The organism is Microcoleus anatoxicus (assembly GCF_042465725.1).
GTDB classification, from domain to species: Bacteria; Cyanobacteriota; Cyanobacteriia; order Cyanobacteriales; family Microcoleaceae; genus Microcoleus; species Microcoleus anatoxicus.
The window spans coordinates 394974-415666 of sequence record NZ_CP120853.1; the positions used below are offsets into that span (position 1 = coordinate 394974).

Here is a 20693-nt window from a genome sequence, read left to right on the forward strand (position 1 = left end):
CATTATTTGAGTTTCATAGCCTTTCCAACAGTCACATTCAATTGCGCTCCGATCAGCATTACCAAACAACAAAGATCTAGCCACAACAGCAAAACAATAAAAGTGCCGATCGTCCCGTAAGTCCAACTGTAATTGCCCAAATGCAAAACATAAAACCGAAACAAAGCTGAAATCAACGCCCACAAAATAGCGGCAAAAACAGCGCCCGAAAAAATAGGAATGTCTCGTTGGTGTCGGCTGGGCCCGTAGCGGTAAACAAAGGCAAAGGCAACTGATACAATTCCCAAAGAACTAGGCCAGCGCCACAGCCCCCAAATAGCTAACAGTTCCGACTCTAAAGGGCAACTTGTGGCGGGGAGCAGGCAACTTTTAAACTCTTTTAAATTGCAATTAGCAACGGACTCCAGCAGACAACTCTGGCGGGCAATAGCTTGTACAATTAAATCGCTGACAAATACTGCTCCCGATGCCATAATTAATAGTATAATTGTGCCGATACTTAGCGCCAAAGCAATAAGTTTGGCTTTCAAAAAAGACCGAGTTCGATCGGGCGGAATTTCATGGATGCGATCGAGTGCAGCCATTGCGGCGCTCATTACTCCAGAAAAAGCCCACAAGGATGCTACAAAACTCAGAGAAAATAGTTGTTGGTTGCGATATAAAAGGATTTCTTTGAGGGAACTCCGAATCAAATTTCGGACTTCATCGGGTATGACTTCGCCTAAAAGACCGGCGATTTGATAAAGTGTTGATTGCAAAGGTTCAAAAATGGCGATCGCCGATAACACAGCCAACAGCCCCGGAAACAGCGCTAGCATAGAATTGTAGGCCATTTCTGCCGATAGCCCCGGCAACCGCTGCTCTCCTGCCTTCACGCACACTTCCTTGAGCGTGCGCCACGTCAAACACCGACAAAATAGCCAAAAGTGACTAAATTTCTGTTTGATAGCTCTCAGCAGCTTCCAAAGCACCCGAAACAAAGCTAAAATCAGGTAGCGCAGCCAGTAATAAATGTTCATAGCGCACAGGAAACGGGGCGAAAGATGAGGTAACACAAGTCGTTAATTAATTAAGCCACTATTAATTCGCAATTGCCAATTCCCAATTCCCTATCCCAAATCTAAAATCTAAAATCTAAAATCAATATGGTTCAGGATGTCAGACAGTGGTTAGATGAAATTAAGCGGCTGCAACAGCAGTTAACAGAAGTTTCGCGCGATCGCGATGAGGCTGGTGAAAGTGCAGCCCAGTGGCGTCAACTCTATAATACCGAAGCGGAACAGCGGCGGAATGATGCTAAATTAACTCAGCAAACGATCGCCAATTTGGAAGCACAAATACAGCAACTCCAAACTTTCTCCCCCATTGTGTCGGAAGGCGAAGAAACTGGAAGTGCTCGCCAGCAAGAAGTTGAACAATTGCAAACTGTTGGCGAACTTAAGGCTAAGTTGGTTGTGGTAATGGAAGAGCGCGATCGGGCGATCGAACAAATCAAACAATTGACTCAAGCCCTAAAGCAAGAAGAAGCCCGCCACGCTGAAACTAGCAAAAATTTAACTAGCGCCCTCGGAGATGCGGTTGACTTGCTCACGAAAGCCAAAACTCCTGCTGCTGTAAAGACAGAGACAGTATATTCTTTGGAGATAGTACCTGTTACCACTGGAAATTCGGGAGAAAGTGCGATCGAAATTCGCCACAATCCCGCTCAACTTCCCCCTTCTAAAAATCAGTTACTTCAGCTACCACCTTTTGGGGAGTAGTCACCTCTGATTTCTTGCGATCGTAAAATTATTAATGAAAACAGAGAAACCCGGTTTTGGCGATAAACCGAGTTTCTGAAAGCCTACATGGGGTAGGGGCGAGTTTATTTCACTGTTCGCCCCTACATTTTCTACACTCCCTCAGAGATAATCCGTTGAAATTGCTCAACTAAACGTGCGTGCAAATCCGCCAAATCTTGAAATGACTTAGCCAAATGAGCTTTACGAATCCTTTTCAATTTCGGGTTTTGAATCATTTCTGCTTGAGCCATTTTCATTTCCATCTGTGCAATCAATTCCTCTTTGAGGAACTTTAGCTGATTTTCTAACTCCCGTATTTTTTCTTCCATTGAATTTACACTCCCTCGGAAATAATCTTTTGGAATTGGTCAACTAAACGGGATTGTAGATCAAAAAAGTCTTCCACTGACTTTTCCAATTGGGCTTGACGCACCCGTTTTAAGGTGGGGTTCGCAATCAATTCAGCTTGAGCCATTTGCACTTCCATCCGGGCAATAAATTCCTCAAAGAGAGAATTAATTTTGTTTTCTAGATCCATTTTTTTTTCCAATAAAAACGCGGCTGTTTCACTGCGAATAGCAGCTTTCTCGCGCACTAAATACTGGTTGCAATGTTCAGTCAGCGATTGAATCTGGGTTTCCCGCACTTTTGCTAAGGCGCGTTTGCGAAACTCAAATTCATCTTTAATTAATGCTAATTCCCCACGAATAACCGCACGAGTGGCAGCATCTGGGAAAAACCGCTGCAAGAATCCTTCGCGTTTGGCCATCACGGAGTCAATAGCTACCTGTGCTTGATCCGTCATCCGCACAATTGGGGACGCAACTACTTCTAATTCTTGTTGTTGCTTAACTAACTCCATCGGTTTTCTTTTTTCAATACTAGACATGAATTTATCCTCAGATCAAGTTGATATTTATACCCTATCGAATCATTGATGTTTTGCCCGTCGGCAAATATCGTTTTTTGTGCAAAGCCTTGGAAGTGAAAACCCGGTTGTTAATAAACCGGGGTTTTGGAGTCATAACAGACGATTCATGTACTCTTCGAGCTTGGTTGTGGCTTCAGCAATAAAGGAATTTACTTTACACTGGAACCGGAGGCTTTGGGCCTTGATATTTTGAATTTCTTGACTGACTGTGGCGAGTTTGTTGTGGACTTCTGTCCAAAACTGCCGCTCTTTTTTTTTGAAAAGAAATCAAACATATTGCCCAAACAAGAAGACAAGAAATCAATGAAACTGCGCTTTTTTCTGCCCACTTTGTATTTTTCGCGGGTGCGGTTGACAATCTTTTGAGACAGTTCATTTTTGACTGTTTCCATTTCTGGACTCTTATAGGCGGCTTCGATGCTATCCTTGTAAAAAGCGCTCTCCAGTTTTTGTTCCTCATCGAGTTTATTTGGGAAATATTTTCGCTCTCCTTCTACCCTCAAATTTTCTTCTTCCTCCCGTTCCTCTAGCATCGCATCGTAGGGGCCTCGTTTGGCGAGCAATTTGGCGAAAATCGGGGCCGTATCTATGATAATAAACAGCAAAGAGATCGCGTGACTTGCATGGGCTATAGCTGGATTATTTTTCGCTATTTTTTCCAGAACGTTTAGCTGAGTGATCATGTCATCGGCTCTTTCTCTGGCGCTTTTTACGGTCTCAAACTGCTGGTCTTTTTGGGCTTGCAGTTGGCTAATACGCTGCCGATTTTGCGCTAATTGGGGTTCTATTTTGCTCCGCAAGGCTTTTAATTCTGCTTCTTGCTTGAGGCAAATGGATCGTTTTTCGGCATAAACTGGGCCTTTTCCTTGTTTGCCTGTGCCGCTAATTCCTTCGGCTTCTTTAATGGATTCATTGCACAATAAATCTCGATTTTTTTCTTTGTCTGAGATTTCGGTTTCCAAGCTTTGATTTTTCGCTTCTAATTCGACAATCTCTGGCATTCCTTCATTCAGGTCTTTTTTGATTTCTAGGGCAATTTTAGCATTCTCTTGAGCGAGGTAAGCTAAAATGGGCTTTTCAAAGATTTTCAATTCTAAGGGTTTAGCCACAACAACTGCTATTAAAAGAGCAACCATAATCCGAGTTGCCCCCATCCCAATTTGTTGCAGACTGATTGTTTCTTCTTTATGGGTCGTGATGATAATTAAGCGATCCATATTGAAAACGAACAATCCCCAGAATAGCCCTAAAAGTATGGCTTGAGTTGGGTTTTTGAAGATTGTATAAAAGGCATAGCCACCCGACAATACCGCACAGGCTGTGGTTAAGAGAACTGAAGCCCCAATCGCAGTATATTTATGCTTCTCTTTTTGGTAACGGCAATCTTCTAATAAGTCCGCATCGACACCCGCACACCACCAGAAAAGTCGTTGCATTGTCTTTTTCTCCTTAAGGAATAGTCTTGATTCTGAATACCATGTACTAATAGGTATATTTTGACAGGTTTGAGTTCTACTATTTATCTATAAACGTCGAGTTTTGTCGTCAAGTTTTTCCATTGTCTTTTTTCCTTAAAGGATATTCTTCTAAATACGATGTACTAATAGATATACTTGATAAGTTAGAAAGTTAGTGTCTGTAAATGTAGTTTTTTGTCGATGTCTAATTTTGTCGATTTTTGTAAAAAAACTAGATTTTAAAAGAAGGTAGTGCTATAAAAAAGATAACAAGTTTATCGGCGGTAGGGGCGGGTTCACCGAGGTTTCAGTCACCCAACCCAGATTGGACTAAACCCGCCCCATTCCGAGATTTATGTCACCCAACCCAAAATTAACTAAACCCGCCCCGATTTCAATGATTCTTGATGGGGTGGGGGCGGGTTTATCAAGGTTATTGGTGGGAATATGGGATTTTGGCGGAACCCGCCCCTACAGTTCATAGGTAGATCAAAAGGAGTTCAAAACCATGAAAACGTTAACGCAATTGTATGATGAGTATGAAGGAGATTTTATTGATGCGATGGTTAATCGCTTTAAATTTTCTGCAAAAAAAGACCTGGTTTTTCGGAGCCGTTTTATCAAGGATCATGATGGTTACTTGCATGAACCTTTAGCACAGAAGTACAAAAAAAAATTAGTCGATGAAGATAATGAAGCTAATGCGGGTCAAATTTTTCGGCAAACCTTAGCTTCTATTTGTGATAAACTGGAAGAACTGGAAGAAATGGGATGTCCACCCAGTAAAGGCGCGGATCGGTGGAAAAATTGCCGCTACTGGTTGCGGGAGGAAATGTTTGCACAATGGGCAAAAGAACAGGGTTTAATTAAACCGCGCACTATCGAGGAATGTTGGAACGAATTAAAAACAAAAGCTGAAAATTCCCAGCCCACGACAGATAAAGAAAAGCAATCTGAGTTAATTGTGGAAAAATGGGAACCGCAATTAGCAGATATGGGCGCACGACGGAACATTAAACGTCAACAATTCCCGGCTAATAGCGATTTAACTTATCGGGTGATTTCTCCCCAAAGCGGACATTTAATGTTATTTGAACGGGAACCTAACGGCACGATTATTTGTTTGTGTCCTTCGGAATTTGCCCGTTCCTCCTACCATGCAGGGAAAGAGACGAAGTTACCCCTTCCTGACTCGGAGTATGAATCTTTTGGCTCCGATGAGCTAGGATGGGAACAACTGCTTGCTGTGATTACTCCTGAATTACCGCCTTTTCAGTGGTTGGAAGATAGTCGCAAGGAAGCGTTAGAAGTCAATCCAGAGCATTTAGCGGGAATTTTGGACTATGTGAATGGTCAAACGAACGCTGAAGTGTTATATACGCAATATTTGGTTGTTGCCTCTCAGGGGTAATACAGATATCGGCTTTTGCACAATAGACTGGGTTTCTCTGCCGATAATTCTGCAAAAAGCTGGTTTTTTGGGCAAGACTACGCAAAGAAACCGGGTTTCTATGAAAAATCGAAGATTCTCAACTAGATATCTATGAATAAACCCGGTTTCTCGCCTCGATGTGGGTAAGTCTTGTTGACGTTTGTAGAGAATAGCATAAACCCCCTTTTTATCAATAATCAAGGAAAAATAAAATGGATTTTTTTAATCAATTGGCTAAGGGTTTAAGTCAGGGTTGGAATGAATTTACGCAACAAATGGAGTGGTTAACGCTTAGTCAACAAGTTAATCAGCTTTATAAAAAAGGCAAATTTAATGAAGCGATACTCGTTGCTAAACAAGCATTAATCTTAGCTCAATCCATTCACCCAGGCGACCATGTTGATGTGGCAACCAGTCTGAATAACTTGGGATTACTCTACTGTTCCCAAGGACACTACGATGAAGCTGAACCTCTCTACAAACAAGCACTAGAGATGTACCAACTCCTATTTAATGGCGATCAGGGTGTGGCACTGAGTCTGAATAACTTGGGATTACTCTACTACTCCCAAGGACGCTACAGTGAAGCTGAACCTCGCTACAAACAGGCATTAGAGATGTACCGACTCCTATTTACAGACGACCATGCTGATGTAGCAGGTAGTCTCAATAACTTGGCAGCACTCTACTCTTCCCAAGGACGCTACAGTGAAGCTGAACCTCTCCATCAACAGGCATTAGAGATGAGAAAACGCCTATTTGAAGGCGACCATCCTGATGTGGCACTCAGTCTGAATAACTTGGGCTCACTCTACTGTTCCCAAGGACGCTACGCTGAAGCTGAACCTCTCCATAAACAGGCATTAGAGATGTGGCAACGCCTATTTGAAGGCGACCATCCTGATGTGGCACTCAGTCTGAATAACTTGGGATTACTCTACAAATCCCAAGGACGCTACGCTGAAGCTGAACCTCTCCATCAACAGTCATTGGAGATGAGACAACGCCTATTTACTGACCATCTTGATGTAGCAACCAGTCTCAATAACTTGGGATTACTCTACCACTCCCAAGGACGCTATAGTGAAGCTGAACCCTTCAATAAACAGGCATTAGAGATGACAAAACGCCTATTTAAAGGCGACCATCCTAATGTAGCAGGTAGTCTCGATAACTTGGGATTACTCTACGACTCCCAAGGACGCTACAGTGAAGAAGCTGAACGTCTCCATCAACAGGCATTAGAGATGAGAAAACGCCTATTTAAAGGCGATCATCCTGATGTGGCACTCAGTCTCAATAACTTGGGATCATTCTTAGTTGCTACAAACCGACCCCAAGAGGCATTTGATAAAATGCAACAAGCGATTGAAATGAAAACTCGCTTGATTCAGCGTAATTTTGCCTTTAGTTCAGAAAAAGAGCGATTGCAATCGATTAAAAATACTAGATACGAGTTTGATGCTTTCCTCTCCTTCGTTTCTCAAGATTTCTCCAACTCTCCCGAACAAGTCCAAAAAGCCTTAGATGTCGTTCTCAAACGCAAATCTATGACAGCAGCGGCATTAGCCGCGTTTAACTTTGCCATCCACAGTCAACGCTATTCCCACCTCAAACCCCTGTTTAATCGCCTCCGTTCCTTGCAACAACAACTGTTTCACCGCACCAATAACCCTCCCCTTCCCGATCCAGAAAAACCCATAGAAGTTTATCGCACTCGTTTAGGAGAATATCAAAAAGATATTGCCCAATTAGAACAACAATGTCAACAATTAGAAAAGGAACTCGCCACCCAAGTTCCTGAAATTCAACTGCAAGATCAAACCGTAGATCGTCGGGCAGTTGCATTGGAATTACCCGCAAATGCGGTATTAGTAGAATATGTGCGGTTCGATCGCTATGATTTTACAGCCGCCAAAGGTAAAAACTGGAAATCTGCGGAATATTGGGCGTTTATTTTACCCGCCGAAAATCCCGATGCAGTGCAGATGATTTCATTAGGAGAAGCCCAACCCATTGATGATTTAATTGATAAGGTACGTCAAGTTTTATCCTTAGAAAACAATCCCCCACCTTCTGAAACAATGGGGGCAACGGGAGGATCGAAAAAAAAGGGTGAAGCACTAGAAGTGCGATTAAATGCTTATCAATATAACCCCCAATATCCCAACGCCCTACGCGAAAAAGTCTTTACTCCTCTCCTTTCAATTCTGCAACCTTACCAAAACATTTTTATCGCCCCAGATTCCCAATTAAGCCTGATTCCCTTTGGCGTTTTGCCTGTGGATGAAACCGGCAAACAGTTATTAAGGGATCATTATCAAATCAGTTATCTCAGTAGTGGCAAAGATGTATTAAGATGGAAACTGGAGACAGACCGTAAAGCCTCAGAATCCTTAATTATTGCCAATCCTAATTTTGACTATCCTCAACCCCCTTCGATCAAACCCAAAACAGAAGGTTTATCTCAATCTGGTGCTAACTCACACAGCACAAAACCTGTTTTTAAGAGCCTATCCTCCAAAGAATTTGACCCCCTTCCCGAAACAGAAACCCTAGCCAAAAGCATCGCGGAAAAATTAGCCATCCGAAATCTATATTTAGGCGATAAAGCCGTAGAAACCCTGTTCTCTCAAACAGCCTGTCCGCGAATTTTATTAATTGCCACGCATGGCTATTTTGAACCAGAAAGTCCCTATATTCGCTTAACCCAAGAATTGCTCAAATGTGATTCAGAAGAAGAAGCAGAAAACCTCTTAGCAAAAAATCGAGATTTAGTCAATCCCCAATTACTGATGGCAATGGAAAATCAAGCGGTAACTTTTGCCACACAAGGGAAAGAAAATCTCGCTGAATGGTTAAGAAACTTTGTCCAGAAAGTCTCAGAACAATATAAAATATCTCTTGCACTCAACACCGAAAACCCCTTAGATCGGTTTGCCGTTTCCCCGGCTAATAATGCCATGATTCGTGGGGGTTTAGCCTTTGCCGGGGCCAACAATTCGCGACAAGGAAAAAAATTACCAGAGGATGCCGGGAAAGGATTATTATTAGCTCAGGATGTGGCCGGGATTGATTTATGGGAAAATGAAGTAACGATTTTAATTGCTTGTCAAACTGGCTTGGGAGATGTACAATTAGGAGAGGGAGTTTTTGGGCTGCGGCGTGCCTTTGCGGTGGCGGGATGTAAGGCTTTAATTATGAGTTTGTGGGAAGTTCCTACCCGCGTTTCTATGTTGTTGATGGATCGGTTTTTAAGTGATGTTGAGCGGGGTTTAGGTAAGCGAGAAGCTTTATTAAAGGCTCAATCTTATATTCGCACAATTACGATTGGGGAGTTACGACAATTTCCTCTGGGTTGTGATATTCTCGCTCAGTTTATCGAAGAGAAAAAAGTTATCTCAGAGGAGTTTATTAAGGCTAACCCCGATTATCAATTGTTATCTCATCCTTATTTTTGGGGTGCATGGATTTCTCAGGGGGAAATGTAGAATGTCGCGTTTAGGGGCGGGATATTCGGCTATTGGTGTCAACTTCAGACTGAAAATCATCAGAAATGTCGCTTGTTGCTGAGTCTAGATCCCCCTAAATCCCCCTTAAGAAGGGGGACTTTGAGTAATTTCAGTCCGCCCCACAAAAGATTTTAACTAACAGTAGAACAGGCATCTTGCCTGTCTTATTTCTTAGTCCGCGTAGGCGGACTTCGTTTGTGTAGACGCGGTTTCAACCGCCGAGGGATCTTGATATAACTTCTTAAAATCCCATCGCCCCAGCTACCGCATCCAAACTCGGAGCAATCCCTTGTTTAAAGTTGTTCTTGCTGTGATTAATCGCCGTATCCGGGTCTTTCAAACCGTTACCAGTCAGCACACAAACCACCGTCGCTCCCGTCGGAACTTGGTCTTTTACCTTCAGCAAACCGGCCACAGAAGCTGCACTCGCTGGTTCGCAGAAAATCCCTTCCTGGGATGCTAGCAAACGGTAAGCGTCCAGAATTTCCTCATCCGTAACAGCGGAAAAACTGCCGCGACTGGCTTCGGAAGCGGCAACAGCCTGTGTCCAGCTAGCCGGGTTCCCAATCCGAATCGCCGTAGCCAGAGTTTCCGGGTGCGACACCGGCTTTCCCGTCACCAAAGGCGCAGCCCCCGCCGCCTGAAATCCCATCATCTTTGGTAAGCGCGAACATTTTTTAGCTTGATGGTATTGACAAAAACCCATCCAGTATGCTGTGATATTTCCCGCATTTCCGACGGGAATGCACAGCCAGTCGGGGGCATCGCCCAAAGCATCCACGACTTCAAAAGCTCCCGTTTTCTGGCCTTCCAATCGGTAAGGATTCACCGAATTTACCAATGTCACGGGGTAGTTGACGGCCATTTCGCGGACAATTTCTAAAGCCCGATCGAAATTTCCTTGAATCGAAATCACTTCCGCACCGTACAGCAAAGCTTGGGCCAACTTGCCCAAAGCCACGTAACCTTCGGGAATCAACACGAAAGCGCGCATCCCCCCACGTCGGGCGTAGGCGGCCGCTGCTGCCGAAGTATTGCCCGTACTGGCGCAAATTACCGCCTCAGCACCAGCTTCCTTGGCCTTGGAAATCGCCATTGTCATCCCCCGGTCTTTGAAACTACCAGTGGGGTTGAGGCCGTCGTATTTGACCAGGACGCGCACGTCTCTACCGATGAGAGCGGCGATCGCAGGTGCTGGAATTAAGGGAGTATTGCCTTCTTGGAGTGTCACTACCGGCGTGGTTGCAGTCACCGGCAGGTAGGGGCGATAAGCTTCGATCAAGCCCGGCCAGCCGTAGTGTTTCGGCATGGCTGCGCGGGCAGCAGGGTTATGAGTAGAGTCAGTTACAGGTAGAATCAGGGTCACGATGTCAATGGTTTTAGGCAATGGCCAAGGAATTTACACCAATTTTAGCTCGATCGGTTAATTTGATGTTTAATACGATCGGTTCAGGTTAAAGTTACTTAATGGTGTGAATGTGTAGATATGTCTACCCAATTACTAATGTCAAATAATTCCTCCACTCTTTCTCGGCCTCAAATCACGGCTAGCAATCCCGAAATGGCTAGTTCTTCTACCCTACCGACCGGTTTTACCCGCAAAGTAGAGTCTGTTAAGTCTCCGTACCAAGCCGACCACCAAGTTAAATTTTTGCACCTGCAAGCAGAAATCGAATCCTTGCTGCTACAAGTGCAAACCCTCAAACAGCAACGCTCTGTTGCTGGTTCTCAAGTTGCGATCGGCCAAAATTCTGCCCGTAGCAACAACAATTAGCCGTGGCAACTCGTGCTAATTGTGCCGCCCCTGTGGTATAAAAAGTAAAGTTTTGTTGACCGCAGTGTTTTTTTAACCAAAAGCGCTAGCCAATTAATCTGCGGCTAGCGATAGCTAGCATTTGTTAAAACGCGCTTGTTAAAACGCGATCGCCTACCTAAAACTAGCCTGCTGCTAACTTGCAGCAGGCGACATGGTACTGCGTTAATTTTGTGACCGGTTCTACTGGTACAGGGAAAATCTAGATCGATCCCCAACTTCTAGTTGGGGATTTCCAAACATTCCAAGAGAGTTTATGACAGCATCGATCGAAAAACCACTAAATTTGACATCCGCAAGTGACACTTCCAACTTGCGCCTCAAAGATATTCTCAAAACCCTGCCGCGGGAAGTATTCGTCAAAAACCCCCGCAAAGCTTGGACAAAAGTCATCATCAACGTTTTGCTAGTTGCTGTCGGTTACTGGGGCCTAGCAGTATCACCTTGGTTTCTACTACCCCTGATGTGGATTTTCACAGGTACCGGATTAACCGGTTTTTTTGTGATCGGACATGACTGCGGGCACCGGTCATTTGCTAACCGCCGCTGGGTAAACGATTTAGTCGGACATCTAGCATTTTTGCCATTAATTTACCCGTTTCACGCATGGCGACACGGACACAATTATCACCACAAGCACACCAATAAAATTGGCGAAGATAATGCTTGGCAGCCGATGACAGCAGAAGACTACGCTGCTGCTCCGAAGGTTTTACAAATAGCTTATAGTTTAATATTCGGTCGGCTGTGGTGGGTTGGATCGATCGCCCATTGGGCAAAAGTGCACTTCATGTGGTGGCGCTTCAAAGGCCAACAGAAACAAGAACAAGTCCGGTTTTCTGTGTTAGTAGTTTTAATCGGTGCTGCGATCATATTTCCCACATTAATTGCCACAACCGGTATCTGGGGATTTGTCAAATTTTGGTTAATGCCCTGGATGGTTTACCATTTCTGGATGAGCACATTCACCATTGTTCACCACACAGCACCAGACATTTCTTTTAAAGAACCTTCAGAATGGAACGAAGCTGAAGCCCAACTATCGGGAACAGTTCACTGCGATTATCCCCGCTGGGTAGAGTTCCTGTGCCACGACATTAACGTCCACATTCCCCACCACCTTTCAACTGCTATTCCCTGGTACAACTTGCGCCTAGCCCACAGCAGCTTAAAGGAAAATTGGCAAGAACATCTCTATGAAACAGAGTTTTCTTGGGCTTTAATGAAGCGAATTGCCGACAACTGTCACCTGTACGATCCGTCTGGCGGTTATCTGACATTGGAAGAGTTTGAAGCTCAAACCAAATAGTCAGCAGTCCTTAGTCAGCAGTCATTAGTTACTGGTTACTGGTTATTGGTTATTGGTTATTGGTTATTGGTTATTTGCGGTACCCACTCTTTGTGGAACAGGCAAGATGCCTGTTCTTGAGAATGATGCAAGATGTGAGTTATAACTAATAACCAATAACAAATAACTAATAACACCCAACCAATCAGCAATTCCCCAATCAAAAATCAAAAATCAAAAATCCATTGACTTTTAATCCCAATAACTGCCGCAACGAAAGCGAAGTTGAAAGCAAACTCATTGTCAGTTATTTATTACCCAAGTTAGGCTATACACCCGACAATTGGCACCAAGAAATAGCATTTGGGAATATTCGTCTAGACTTCCTATCCTTTGCCACCCAAGTTATCCCAATAGTCATCGATGCAGACTCGCCGATGAGTGTAGTAATTGAGGCGAAACATCCGAAGGAAAAATTAGACCGCCACATCAGGAGACTGAAGCGTTACTTAACAAGTTTAAGCATTCGCTACGGATTGATAACCAATGCTAAAGAAATTAGAATTTACGAAAGAGTCGCCTCAGAGATTAAGCTAGTATTTAATTGCTCTGGCCAAGAAGTTGAAACCAGAATAGATGAAATTATTGCTTTCATTGGCAGAGATAGTTTAAGACCAATAAAAACCCCCGAAAATCTCGAACTAGAACATAGTAAAAATAATTTAGTTAGTCCTCAGTTAACGAGCGAAGTACCAGTACAGCTAAATAATCCCGCCACCGCAGAACCTGAGCCAAGTCAAATCTCAGAACCGGAAAAAGTCCCGGAAATTTTGCCAATTAATACTGAAATTAAACCAGAAATTCCCTTAGATTTAGTCTTTCAAACCAGTCAAAATACCATGAAAATCATTGCAGTATATCACAATAAAGGCGGAGTCGGCAAAACTACAACCGTAGTCAATTTAGCCGCCGCCCTCAGCAAGCAATGTAAAAGAGTCTTGGTGATAGACTTAGACAGTCAAGCTAATACAACCTTTGCCACAGGTTTAGTCAAATTTGATGACGAAGAAGATGATGATTTGAAACAAAAAAATATTCTGCACATCTTACAATCAGAGGATTTTTACTCAATATCAGAAGTAGCTAGAAAGTCTAATTTTTGCACTCCAGCAATAGATGTAATTCCTTCTCATATTGATTTAATGCAATATGAAACAGAACTAAACTCACTGGATTACAGTAGAATGATTCTGATACAGAAACTAGCAGAAGTACAAGATAAATACGATATTGTATTGATTGATACGCCACCATCTTTAAATTTTTATGCCAGAGTTGCCCTGATTGCAGCCGATTATTTAATTATTCCTTCTGACTTAAAGCCTTTTGCGAATCAAGGATTAATTAATGTCAAAGATTTTATCAAAAAAGTTAATGGATTTAAGAAACAAATCGGCAAAAATCCTCTACAGGTTTTAGGTGTACTTCCTTGTAAAATCTCAACTAACGCTAAATTTATACAGCACAGTTTGCCTAGGCGGAGGGATGCAATTCCCAAACGTTACGGTATGGAAATTATGGAAAGCGTAATTTATGAAAGAGATGATTTGGCTAAGTGTGCAGAACAAACTCAAATATTCGGAGATATCGAAATTGCCGACCCTATCTCCGTGTTAGACTTTAAGCCAGATTCAATCGCATCCCAAGAGTTTGAAGTATTAGCAATGGAAGTCTTGGAAAAGATAGGTGAAAAATAATGCAAAAATTATCCCCGTCGTTGGTAGCAGTAAAAAAGATTACATCTAAAGTTCCTCGTGACAATTTTGCCGATCGCGATTTGGAAAAAGTCGCCCAACTAATTTTAGAATTAGGAGGATTGATCAACCCCATAGTTCTCCGTCGCAACGGGATGGACGCCTACGAGATAGTAGACGGAGACTTTGAATACTATGCGGCGGCGAAAGCCAGGGAAATCAACCCTAAGAAAGGCGAGACAATCGGAGCATTTATTCTTGAGCCGGAAAATGAAGAACCGCTGTTAGAGCAAGTTCAAGCCCTGAGAAAATCTGCAATAACTGAAGATGTAGTTGAGAACCCAGAAACCGGGTTTTTGTACGAAAATACTTCATCGCAGCCCCCAGATTCAATTAAAAACCCGGTTTCTTTGGTCGAAGTCCCTAATTCCGGTGAAAATGAAACTCCTCAATCATCATCCAGTTTAGAACAGCGACTAATCAATCTTGAAGCTCAGTTTGAAAACCAAATTAATGAATTAAAAGCTGAGTTTTCCCGTGAAAAACAGGTGTTAGCCCAGACTATACAAGAATTAGAAACCAGACTTTTACAACAAGTACCTCTGTTAGTGGAAGCTGAGTTAACAAACAGAATTAATGAGTTGAAATCAGAGTCGCCACCCGAAAAACAAGCGGTGGTAGAGAGGATACCAGAAGTTGAAAACGTAGCTTCCGAATCAATGTCGCTGTTGGAAGCACTCAATACTTTAGATAAATCTGGATTGTTGGCGAATTTTAAAGATGCTGGCTTGAAGTCTCAGATAATCGACAGAATAATCAAAGAACGAGAGGTTCAGCCGTTTGTGTCATTTACAAGTGCGGTGAAACGTATTGAAGGGTTAACCGACAAAGCAATGATTAAAATAATTGATAAGTGGCACAAATACTCATAACTCGCAATTCCTGTAGCGTGTTTTCTTGCCTTTCCAATTAGGTTCAGATCCCCCTAAATCCCCCTTAATAAGGGGGACTTTGAATGCTCTTGTTCCCCCCTTGTTAAGGGGGGCTAGGGGGGATCTCCGGGTCAATAAAACACGCTCTGTGCTCACTGGGAACGTTAGCCCAGTGAGGCTCCACACTAACAAAAGTAAAGATGAGTTAAGCAATGTATCATTGGTGTCCCCCAGCCAGTTAAACTCATCACAGTCGCTTGTTTTAGGAATTGCAGTAACTTTTGTCGATCGCCAGGGATGTCGCCCCACGGAAGCCGCGTAGATATACATAAATCCCTAAAACACCTAATTTTTATAAAAAAAGGGGGTTTTTAACAAGATGGAGCGATCGCAAGATCAAAACCGAATAATTGAATATTTGCGGATTAAGCCAATTAGTCACAGTCAAATTTACACTTCCCAAATTGCGATACCAGAGACTCAGCGGGGCGAAATTATACGCGATCGCCGCGAAGCTCTCAGAAGAAGTCTAATTGAGCAAGGGAGCAACTTGATGCCTTTAATTGTACGCCCCACAGAAGCTTACAGCAACGAAGAAGAATACGAAGTTGTCTGCGGTGCTGATTGGTGCATAGTTGCTAAAGAACTGGGCATCGAACAAATGTGGGCTTGGGTGTTTGAAATGACCGATGAGGAAGTAGCTGCTGCTCAAACAGAAATGGAACTTTTAGCTCCACAGCCAACTCAAAAAACAGCCCAAATTGAGAGTCTACTGCAACAATTTGAGCTATCATTTCAAAAAAAGGTAGAGAGTCTAACAAAACAAATAGAACAATCAATAAAAAAAAATGAAGACCTACTCAAAAAACAAGTAAAAGCTCTAACTGAGCAGAAGTTAGAGGGTGACAAAATAGAACAGATTAGGATTGTAATCGAAGAAATTGAACAAGCATTTAACAAAAAGGTAGATAAATTGGCTAAAAAAATTGAGCAATCTGGCAGCAATATTCCTCCCACATCTTCTGCTATGGATGAGATGAATCTTGAAGGTGGGTTAACACTGTTGGATGAATTCGAGAAATTGCTGTCAATTAAATTAGAGTTCACCGTCGAAACAATTAATCAGTTTGTGTCGGAGGCAATTACAGACCTAGAATCCGACCTGAAAAATAAAATTGCAAGGCTCCGTCGCCAACTTGGAGCCACCGCCCACAACTCTGGAATACAACCAGAGACTAAGCCCAAAACTAAGTCGAAGACACAGCCAAAAAAACCGTTTTTGCCACAATTACCGCAGTTGCAATCGCCGCCAGAAGACTACGACAGTCTCTCCCTCAGACGCTTGAAGGCGATCGGCAAAGAGCGGAAATTGCACGGTTATGCACGGATGAAACGACCAGAAATTCTGGCTGCTCTCAAACAGATTGACGGTAAATAAAATCGAAGGAATACCAACATACCCTAATTATTAAATAATTCGGGTATTTAACACAGATATTAAAACATTGCTAAAATAGACTCACAACCTCTGACACCAAATTAAGCAGCCATGTCCGTCATCCCAGAATTAGGGAATGCCCAAGACATCCCCGAACGTGTTATCTTTCCGACAGGCGATTTATACAGTGATGAACCTCCCTTGGAAACAGAACTACATCTGCGACAAATCATCTTGCTCCTCCAATGCCTAGATTGGCTGTGGCGAGATAGAAACGACTTTATCGCCCTTTTGATGCAAGTTTTCTGTATTTAAGCTAATTTAGGCGATCGCATATCCGGTATGTTGCCGAACGTGATACGGATGAAACCCTAAAACTATCATATCTTTAGGCACTCCTAATTCTACAAGTTCTGCGGTAATTCCCGTTTCTATACCATCTTGTTGAATCCAGATTTTGCCGTCAATAATTTCCACATGGACGATACAATCATGAATTCTTTTAGGCCCTTGCCAGCCATCGTGCATCAGTAAAAAATTGTTTTGTTCGCGATCGACGATTACGCTGTTTTTAATTTGCCCGTAACTGTTAGGAAGCCTGGCATAACTATCTAAAACATTGTGAATAAATTGGCGATATTCATCTAGTCTATCCATCTGACAATTATCTCCTTTGATGAATCAAAAACAATTAGTTTGAGTCTTTTTTTGCGTAACAAAAGTTGCCCGATTGGCTCAGAGAAAATATCTAGATAAACTTCTTCCCGAACAGCCAGATATATATTCCGTTCTGGTTCCGATTGCTCTAGAATATCTTCATAGACAATATACTGTCCCAGAGCTTCTTCTAAGTCATGCACCGGAGAAGCTGCCAGAAAACTTTTCACTTCTACAGCAATTTTGCGACCTTGCTACTGCAATAATATCAGAGATTCATTAATATTGGGACGCGCAAAAGGCCCGCCACCTTTAACAGTGCCTAAAACTGCCATTGCCAAGACAATAAAAATTAATAATGTTGCTTCTTCTATACCAAAGCGAAATACTGCCCATACCAGAAATGGAATTAACATATACTCTATAGGATAGCCACCGCCAAAAGCAATGTGACCTACAACAAGGACGAGTATTATCAATAGACTAAACTCAGCCTGTTTTACCTGGAGTGACAGAGATTTTAAATACTTTAAGTTAAACTTTTTTTGTCTAATTACTACTGTATAGAATTGAAAAAACTTCCGAATTGCCTTTAAACATGGTTGACTCCAAATTAATACTAGAGGTGTAAAAATCAGAATGCCCGCTACAGCAGATAAATGATCGTCAACTATGTCAAGATTAATCTTAAGCTTAAATCATCGATCGCCAAACATCCTCAGTCTCAGCCAAGTGTCAAAATCCGACGCAACAAGTTCCAATGACCAATCCTATCTACCCCGGCATTACACTCAGCAACCACTACCGCATTGTCCGCGAATTGGGACATGGTGGCTTCGGGCGCACCTACCTCGCTGAAGACGCTCACCGATTTAACGAGCCCTGTGTTTTAAAAGAATTTGCGCCCCAAGTACAGGGGAGTTACGCTTTACAGAAATCCGAAGAACTCTTCGAGCGGGAAGCCGGAGTGCTCTACAAGCTCAAACACAACCAAATTCCCAACTTCCGCGAACTGTTTCGGGTGAATATTAGCGATCGAGGCTACCTATTTCTCGTCCAAGACTACGTACCAGGTCAAACCTACCGTTTTCTGCTAGATGCCCGCAAACGTCAGGGTTTGCGCTTCATAGAAGCCGAAGTCAACCAACTGCTGATCCAGCTTTTGCCAGTGCTGGAATATACTCACGCTCTGGGAGTCATTCACCGCGACATCTCCCCAGATAACCTGATTCTGCGACTGTCTGACGGGATGCCGGTACTCATCGACTTCGGCGGAGTCAAACAAGTCGCCGCCACCGCAGAATCTCTGTTTGCAGAAACTAACAGCACTCCCGCCCCCGCCACTCGCATCGGTAAACTCGGCTACGCCCCCGCCGAACAGATGCAGATGGGCATTGTGTATCCCCACAGCGATTTGTACGCTTTAGCAGCAACGGTTTTGGTATTGCTGACAGGGAAGGAACCCCATCAGTTGCTCGACAGCCATACCCTAAATTGGCATTGGCGATCGGAATGTTCTGTGTCTCCCAATTTGGCTCTAGTGTTGGATAAAATGCTCGCTCACGGGCCTAGCGATCGCTATTCCTCGGCTCGCGAGGTAATGCAGGCTCTCTCTGGCAATCCCCCTTCCTGGCCTCACTCACAACCGACACCAACATCAACATTTCCGCCCACCCAAGCGCCGCCGGAGTTACAGCCCATACCTATCGTGCCCCCGAAACTGCCGGGAGTTCCGGTTTCCATGACTAATATTCGCAGTCAGGAAAAGTTGCCTGCTTGGAAAATGGCGTTACTGGTGGTGGCAGTTTTGTCAAGTATGGGAGGATTGGGCTGGTTTGCGGGTAATTATTTGCTAAATCTGCAATCTAAAGTGCAGAAAATTCCCGTGGCTACGGGCCCAAAGCAGCAGCAGGAAGATGCCTTGCGCGATCGCTTTCAAAAATTAGAAATAGACGATAGATTTTATAATGGTTACGTGAGTCTTGTGGACGAGACTTTCTATGCCAAATACCCGGAATTGGGAGGACGGCTGCTAAAAGAAGGTGAGGGCGATCGCACTTGGCGAGAAAGGTGGCAAAAAATCGGTGACGAATTACTTGACAAATTGGAAAATATCAGCAGTAACGCTAGAAAGAAGTTAGGCAGTTACGACACCACCGATATCAGTACCTGGAAAGTAGAAGTCAACAAAATAAATTTGAGTAGTCGGGCGCTTTATGATTTGGCTGATGCTAAGTTTTTCTATCTGTTTCCAGAACAACCGCGCGATCGTAATATAATTGGTTTGGCGATCGGACAAATTTGGCAAGCAATTACAGCAGATGCCCTCGCAGCCTTACAAACAGGAGCAACCATCGAAAGCATTGAATTTGAAAACCGAGCTTCCCAAAAAACCCTCAAAGGCAATCTCAAACCAGGAGAAGGGAAAGCTTACATAGCCAGACTAGCTCAAAATCAAACTCTGCGAGTAAATTTGCAAGCTCCCCCTAAATCTACTCTGCTGTCAATTTATACTCCGGGGCGGACAAACAAGTCGCGAGCTTTGCTAGAAGATGCAGAGGGACTTAGTTGGTCAGGATTGTTGGATGATGCTGGTTATTATGAATTCGTGGTAGTTTCTAAATCCTCAGAGCCGATTTCCTATGATTTGAATATGGCGGCAGAATAAATAATAGCCCCTGGATTCATCCGGCGCGTAGCGTGCTGTATTTTTCCCATCTCAAATCTCAAATCTCAAATCGATTGACGTTGCACAAAACCCAGGCAATAATAGAGAATAGTAATCAGGTGAATTTTCAGGTTTAAAAAAGAATATGCTGAGATTTGCGATCGTAGCTTTAGTGACCTTAGAGTTAGTATTGCTGACAGCACTAGGTATGAATCCAGCCACTGCGACAGTCAGCAACCCCGAATTTTACGCTTGGAACTTTGCCTCTGTAGGCAGCAGCGAACTTGTGTGTAAAAAAATGGTAGTCGCCCCCCAAGACTTAGTTCTACCCTCATCGCCCATGCAGGCGGTTAATATCAGTTCAGCTATTGTGGACGAAAAATTTTGTGCGAATTCCACTAAACCTTTGAAATAAGACGGTTAATCGGTTTTTTGTCGCTAGCAACCGAGTGATGTTGTTGGCGGCAATTTTTATCATCACATCTTACAAGCTTTGTATCATTGTGAATTAACATGATATGGATAACTGCTGAATATAGTTTATAACTTCATCTTTACTAATTATTTCTGAATTTGGCACGCAATAAGAAGGGTAAATATAATGAGTTTCACCTGTCGCGGCTGTTTTGCGTTTATCTAGTTTTGTACCGTATCTATCTGGATAAATAATCCACTTGGTACTGGGACGTGTTGGCGTTATTGCTCCCCAAGCTGTGGTGGTATTTCGACAGTACCAAATAACTACTGCTGGCGGGTTTACCCATTGTTTGCTTTCTACTTCGCCGCACATCCAACCTTTATAACCTGGCGGCATTTGTCTAATCGGATCTGTAATAGACTGAAACACTGTTTTGACAGATATCCAAAAAATTTTATTGCCTAAATTATCATACACAGGAATATCTTCGTCAGTATTAAACTGAGTAACAAAAGACTCTCCTGCATTAATTCCCCGTTTCCTCAGTCCATTGCGAATAAGTGTTACAGCATAATCTCCTTCAGCCAAAAATTCTTCCCAAGTCATAAATAC

20 protein-coding genes are annotated in these 20693 nt (G+C 43.1%); 11 read left to right on the forward strand and 9 right to left on the reverse strand.

The annotated features are described in order from the left end of the window. Positions 1-2: 2 nt before the first annotated feature. On the reverse strand, positions 3-1019 hold the full coding sequence (locus tag P2A85_RS01755) for a YihY/virulence factor BrkB family protein (protein WP_377477205.1): 1017 nt from the start codon (positions 1017-1019) through the stop codon (positions 3-5). 126 nt (positions 1020-1145) lie between these two features. Between P2A85_RS01755 and P2A85_RS01760 the strand changes: the two genes are divergently transcribed. Then, the gene (locus P2A85_RS01760; protein WP_377477206.1) at positions 1146-1760 is read left to right on the forward strand and encodes a hypothetical protein; all 615 of its coding nucleotides are present in this window, start codon (positions 1146-1148) and stop codon (positions 1758-1760) included. A 131-nt stretch (positions 1761-1891) separates the two neighbouring features. On the opposite strand, the gene P2A85_RS01765 is transcribed toward P2A85_RS01760, so the two are convergent. The 3 genes from P2A85_RS01765 to P2A85_RS01775 form a co-directional block, all read right to left on the reverse strand. Further along, entirely contained in the window at positions 1892-2110 is a 219-nt protein-coding gene (locus tag P2A85_RS01765) for a hypothetical protein (RefSeq protein WP_377477207.1), read from the reverse strand. A 5-nt stretch (positions 2111-2115) separates the two neighbouring features. Then, a complete protein-coding gene (locus P2A85_RS01770) occupies positions 2116-2670 on the reverse strand; it encodes a hypothetical protein (protein ID WP_377477208.1) in 555 nt (184 codons plus the stop codon). 191 nt (positions 2671-2861) lie between these two features. Then, a complete protein-coding gene (locus P2A85_RS01775) occupies positions 2862-4148 on the reverse strand; it encodes a DUF4407 domain-containing protein (protein ID WP_377477209.1) in 1287 nt (428 codons plus the stop codon). Between the two features lie 529 nt (positions 4149-4677). Between P2A85_RS01775 and P2A85_RS01780 the strand changes: the two genes are divergently transcribed. Beyond that, positions 4678-5580, forward strand: coding sequence for a DUF4384 domain-containing protein (locus P2A85_RS01780; RefSeq protein WP_377477210.1), 903 nt, complete (start codon positions 4678-4680; stop codon positions 5578-5580). A 233-nt stretch (positions 5581-5813) separates the two neighbouring features. Further along, on the forward strand, positions 5814-9092 hold the full coding sequence (locus P2A85_RS01785) for a tetratricopeptide repeat protein (protein WP_377477211.1): 3279 nt from the start codon (positions 5814-5816) through the stop codon (positions 9090-9092). A 262-nt stretch (positions 9093-9354) separates the two neighbouring features. Here P2A85_RS01785 and thrC read toward each other — a convergent pair whose 3' ends face one another. Next, positions 9355-10479, reverse strand: coding sequence for a threonine synthase (thrC, locus tag P2A85_RS01790; RefSeq protein WP_377481228.1), 1125 nt, complete (start codon positions 10477-10479; stop codon positions 9355-9357). A gap of 138 nt (positions 10480-10617) precedes the next feature. Here thrC and P2A85_RS01795 point away from each other — a divergent pair, with 138 nt between their 5' ends. From P2A85_RS01795 to P2A85_RS01820, 6 genes are all read left to right on the forward strand, one after another. After that, the gene (locus tag P2A85_RS01795) at positions 10618-10887 is read left to right on the forward strand and encodes a hypothetical protein (protein WP_377477212.1); all 270 of its coding nucleotides are present in this window, start codon (positions 10618-10620) and stop codon (positions 10885-10887) included. Positions 10888-11182: 295 nt separating this feature from the next. Continuing rightward, on the forward strand, positions 11183-12235 hold the full coding sequence (locus P2A85_RS01800) for a fatty acid desaturase (RefSeq protein WP_377477213.1): 1053 nt from the start codon (positions 11183-11185) through the stop codon (positions 12233-12235). A 224-nt stretch (positions 12236-12459) separates the two neighbouring features. Continuing rightward, positions 12460-13971, forward strand: a complete 1512-nt coding sequence (locus P2A85_RS01805) for an AAA family ATPase (protein ID WP_377477214.1) — start codon at positions 12460-12462, stop codon at positions 13969-13971. Further along, on the forward strand, positions 13971-14900 hold the full coding sequence (locus P2A85_RS01810) for a chromosome partitioning protein ParB (protein WP_377477215.1): 930 nt from the start codon (positions 13971-13973) through the stop codon (positions 14898-14900). Before P2A85_RS01805 ends, P2A85_RS01810 begins: the two co-directional genes overlap by 1 nt. 379 nt (positions 14901-15279) lie before the next feature. Beyond that, entirely contained in the window at positions 15280-16338 is a 1059-nt protein-coding gene (locus P2A85_RS01815) for a Rho termination factor (modular protein) (RefSeq protein WP_377477216.1), read from the forward strand. A 111-nt stretch (positions 16339-16449) separates the two neighbouring features. After that, the gene (locus tag P2A85_RS01820) at positions 16450-16653 is read left to right on the forward strand and encodes a hypothetical protein (protein WP_377477217.1); all 204 of its coding nucleotides are present in this window, start codon (positions 16450-16452) and stop codon (positions 16651-16653) included. Between the two features lie 6 nt (positions 16654-16659). On the opposite strand, the gene P2A85_RS01825 is transcribed toward P2A85_RS01820, so the two are convergent. From P2A85_RS01825 to P2A85_RS01835, 3 genes are read right to left on the reverse strand one after another with little or no spacing between them, the layout of a single operon-like run. Continuing rightward, entirely contained in the window at positions 16660-16995 is a 336-nt protein-coding gene (locus P2A85_RS01825; RefSeq protein WP_377477218.1) for a XisI protein, read from the reverse strand. After that, positions 16983-17237, reverse strand: coding sequence for an element excision factor XisH family protein (locus tag P2A85_RS01830; protein ID WP_377481231.1), 255 nt, complete (start codon positions 17235-17237; stop codon positions 16983-16985). The genes P2A85_RS01825 and P2A85_RS01830 overlap by 13 nt, the downstream gene beginning before the upstream one ends. 12 nt (positions 17238-17249) lie before the next feature. Then, the gene (locus P2A85_RS01835) at positions 17250-17681 is read right to left on the reverse strand and encodes an MASE1 domain-containing protein (protein ID WP_377481235.1); all 432 of its coding nucleotides are present in this window, start codon (positions 17679-17681) and stop codon (positions 17250-17252) included. A gap of 74 nt (positions 17682-17755) precedes the next feature. Between P2A85_RS01835 and P2A85_RS01840 the strand changes: the two genes are divergently transcribed. Further along, on the forward strand, positions 17756-19663 hold the full coding sequence (locus P2A85_RS01840; protein WP_377477219.1) for a protein kinase: 1908 nt from the start codon (positions 17756-17758) through the stop codon (positions 19661-19663). 145 nt (positions 19664-19808) lie between these two features. After that, positions 19809-20078, forward strand: coding sequence for a hypothetical protein (locus P2A85_RS01845; RefSeq protein WP_340517198.1), 270 nt, complete (start codon positions 19809-19811; stop codon positions 20076-20078). Between the two features lie 93 nt (positions 20079-20171). Here P2A85_RS01845 and P2A85_RS01850 read toward each other — a convergent pair whose 3' ends face one another. Next, on the reverse strand, positions 20172-20687 hold the full coding sequence (locus P2A85_RS01850) for a hypothetical protein (protein WP_377477220.1): 516 nt from the start codon (positions 20685-20687) through the stop codon (positions 20172-20174). Positions 20688-20693: the final 6 nt, after the last annotated feature.